Origin of the sequence: Anaerobutyricum hallii DSM 3353, assembly GCF_000173975.1 — a bacterium.
GTDB lineage: Bacteria > Bacillota > Clostridia > Lachnospirales > Lachnospiraceae > Anaerobutyricum > Anaerobutyricum hallii.
In genome coordinates this window covers 1-3,597 of the sequence record NZ_ACEP01000124.1, presented here as the reverse complement: position 1 = coordinate 3,597, position 3,597 = coordinate 1, and the positions used below count along the sequence as shown (strand labels likewise).

At 34.7% G+C, this 3,597-nt stretch carries 3 protein-coding genes; 1 reads left to right on the top strand and 2 read right to left on the bottom strand.

What is annotated here, in order from left to right; translation table 11 throughout:
* Positions 1 to 743 precede the first annotated feature (743 nt).
* Both EUBHAL_RS15960 and EUBHAL_RS12220 read right to left on the bottom strand, forming a co-directional pair.
* A complete protein-coding gene (locus EUBHAL_RS15960) occupies positions 744 to 914 on the bottom strand; it encodes a hypothetical protein (RefSeq protein ID WP_005350287.1) in 171 nt (56 codons plus the stop codon).
* On the bottom strand, positions 902 to 2,461 hold the full coding sequence (locus EUBHAL_RS12220) for a VWA domain-containing protein (RefSeq protein WP_022170751.1): 1,560 nt from the start codon (positions 2,459 to 2,461) through the stop codon (positions 902 to 904). Before EUBHAL_RS12220 ends, EUBHAL_RS15960 begins: the two co-directional genes overlap by 13 nt.
* Before the next feature lie 355 nt (positions 2,462 to 2,816).
* Here EUBHAL_RS12220 and EUBHAL_RS12215 point away from each other — a divergent pair, with 355 nt between their 5' ends.
* Positions 2,817 to 3,137: a branched-chain amino acid transporter permease gene (locus tag EUBHAL_RS12215; RefSeq protein ID WP_005350281.1), complete on the top strand. Its 321-nt coding sequence runs from the start codon at positions 2,817 to 2,819 to the stop codon at positions 3,135 to 3,137.
* Positions 3,138 to 3,597 lie beyond the last annotated feature (460 nt).

Below are 3,597 nucleotides of genomic sequence, written 5' to 3'. Positions count from 1 at the left end.
TATCGGTTCTCTTCTCGGGCTGTCTTTGGCTGGATTTTGATCGAATTAAGATAGTGGTTGTGGGGATTTGAGGGAGCAGGTAGAAGTTTTCTGCTTGCTCTCAGAATATTGTGAATAGATATTTTGTATTTAAATGAAAATGGTAATGAGTTGAGATTAATAACAACAGTCTGCTTTTTGTTCTGAAATTATTGAATATTGCTGTGATAATCATTGAAAAAGAGGGATTTCTATATTTTTTAAGTTCCGTTTTTATGAGTTATATGTACATACCTATGGTCATTCCATAAAAATTAGATAAAGAACTAGATTTTAACCAAGTCTAGCATGATTATCTTATGTTATCCGCAATATTTATAAAATCAAATTTAAAATATCAATTTTTTGTCTCTATATCTATATCTATATCTAGTCAAATCATATCTTCCATATCCCAGTCTTTCAAGTAGTCTAAGCATCTAAGCATTAGATAGATTACTCTATCTGCCAAATCATACCCTCCATATCCCAATCATTCTCGAGTAAGTAGAAGACTTGGCATCTCATCCCCAAATCCTCCCACCTTCTCTTAATTCATTCTCTCCAGCCACGGCACAGAAGCCATTGCCCCCAATAAGGCATATTTGTGGTCTCGGAGCAAGGTTTGGATGTGAGCGCATGAGCGAACATTCAAACCGCCGCGACTAAAATCACAAATATGCCTTATTGGGGGCAATGGCTTCGTCTGTAGTTCTCTTAATGAATTAAATAGTAATTCTTCTTACGATGATGGTAATTATTAATGCACTGATAAATGCATATGCTAAGATAATATATATTCCCCTGTCTATTTTTACTTCCTCTCCATATCCGTTTACACCTGCCTGTAATTTTAAATCATATTTTCCATCGCCATCTTCATCTATATTAAGCAATGTTTTTTTGAAGTATTGGCCACCGTATCTATTACGGTATCTTTATTAATATCAATATCTTCAAATCTTCGGAAATCATTGTACTCGCCTTCATCGTTCACGAAGCCTATCGTATAATCCATCTCCCCATCGCTAGTTCCATTTATTTTTATATTGTAGTCTGTTCCTTCTTTTAATCTGAGAATTTTAACCTTGCTATCGGCTTCTTTTAAATATGTGTTGCTATATCCGCTACTTTCTTCTTCATTATTTTCCTTCCCCTCATTCTCCCTAAATGATAAGGTTCCAAAACTTGTTCTAAGGTTTTGATCATTTTCTGCCGAACTTAATGTTTCTCCTTTATAAGTTACTGACACATCTACTGGGCAGGCAACTTTCACATAGATATATTTCTGTCCACCGATCTGACCTGCAACATCTTCAAAGAAAAAGACTAAATCTTCTGAACTGGATACTTCATAGTGACATCCTTCACTTGCGATTTTCTCCATAAGGTACTGGCCTTCTGCTTTATATTCTTCTGTATTTTGGAAAAATCCAAGTGTATAGATTAAGACTCCCTGATCTTTTATTTTTTCTGCATACTTTATTAATTCCTCTCCGTCCTTTCCAAGTGTAGGTAGTCCATCACTCATTAAAACAATAAGTTTCTTTTTGCTCTGTCCCAATTGTAGCATACTGTAAGCTCTCGATAATCCATCTTCTATATTGGTATTTTCAGCACTGGAAAGACTTGTTATAGTATTTTTCAAAAAAACATCATTACTGCAAATACCAGAAAGACTTGTTGCTTCATCACTATAAGAGACAAGTCCAATATTTGAATTTTTATTAAGAATAGAATCAACAAATTTTGCTGCAGCTTTTTTCGTTTCATCTAAAGGAATACCATCCATACTCGCTGATATATCTAATGTCAAAACAATATCTCGCTTCTTTGATGTTACTTTTAATCCATCATTTCCAGTAACAGAATAATCTCCCCACTCACATAAAAATACATTATTAAAATTCGTTTCGCCGCCACTAAATGTATCGACCTTCCATGTACCGTCTTTTGCATTCTCGTTAAATCTGACATAATATCCATAATCACTGAAAGTATTATCCGGTTCATTTTTTGCCCATTTTGTATAAATTAGTAATTCACCATTATTCCACTGATAGGCTTTTCCGTCTTTTAAATTATTAAGGCCAAAATAGGCACTCGAATATCCTTTTTTCCTTACATAATTAAATAAAAATTTATTTTCTTTCTCAGATGTAATTGTTGCCAGGTAACCGCCTTGCTCCTTGCAGTAATTTTCTGCAGTTGCATAATCTTCTGCTTCATTATTACAACATAAATAATAGTAATGCCCATTATATTCTACAGCACTGTCTGGAATATTTAACGGTCCTGGCTCATCGTCTACCAGACTCGCTTCCAGATGATTCAACTTAACAAGTGTATTATGATACATATCATAAAATCTTCCCACCTGATTATAATACTTTTTCGTAACATCTATATCTCCATCTAACATTTCATTTATGTCTTCATACATTTGAATATGTTTATTTGGAAATAAATTGCAAACTTTATTTTTTGCTCCCTCCAGCAAAGTCTGTACTATATAGTTTTTAGATTTTTCTGAAGCATATGCCTGATAATTTGTATAATTTAAATATCCATCAATTAAACTTACTGCTTTATCGCTGCTTGTATCTCCTTCATAATCCGATCGGATTTCTTTATATCTTAAGCTTTTTCTTATGCCGAAACAGATTAGATGATTCAGCTAAAGTCGTAAAAGCTCCTAAAACAAAGAACGGTGTGAAGGACAAAGCAGCCAATGAAAACCTACTACCATCTACCAAATCCCTAAATAATAAAATGAACGAAAGCGAGGAAAATGCATAATGACTACCACACAACAGATTATCACCATTGCTGTAGTCGTGCTCGGCACCATGACAACACGCTTTCTGCCATTTATCATTTTCTCCGCAGACAGTGCCCCAGAGTTTGTAAGATTTCTGGGACGAGTTCTACCCAATGCAGTAATTGGGCTTCTTGTCATTTATTCTTTAAAAGATTCAATCGGCGGAGTAAATCATTGCATACCGGAACTTATCGCACTGGCGTTCATTTTCATTCTACATAAATGGAAAAAGAATACATTGCTCAGTATTGCGGGAGGAACAATCTTGTATATGTTCCTGGTACAAATAGTATTCTAAGTAATTCTGATTTGTTGAATTGGCAAAACTGACGAAACATCGAAATCCCATCGTCCATATTTGTGATTTTAGTCGCTGCGCGTTGAATGTTCGCTTATGCGCTCGCATCCAACACTTGCTCCGAGACCACAAATATGGACGATGGGATTTCGATGTTTCTGACAGTGGTTTCTGAAGTAAAATCAGAATTCATGTTGGAGAGATTTGGGAATTCCCCGAAAAGCTGTGATTTCATGAGAAAACACAGTGAATCCATAACAGTATAAAAAAAATAGTATTTAAATTCGATTTTTCAAAGTTTTTATAGCGGATGTTTACTCATACGACAACAAATCGGTGAAAAAATTTGAGAAAGTGAATTCTGATTTTGTGCCAGCATCCACAGTCAGCCGCCGTAGATATTCTATCGGATTGCTCAAAAAATACGAAAAAGAACCACTAAAAAATTTATTGAATTTTA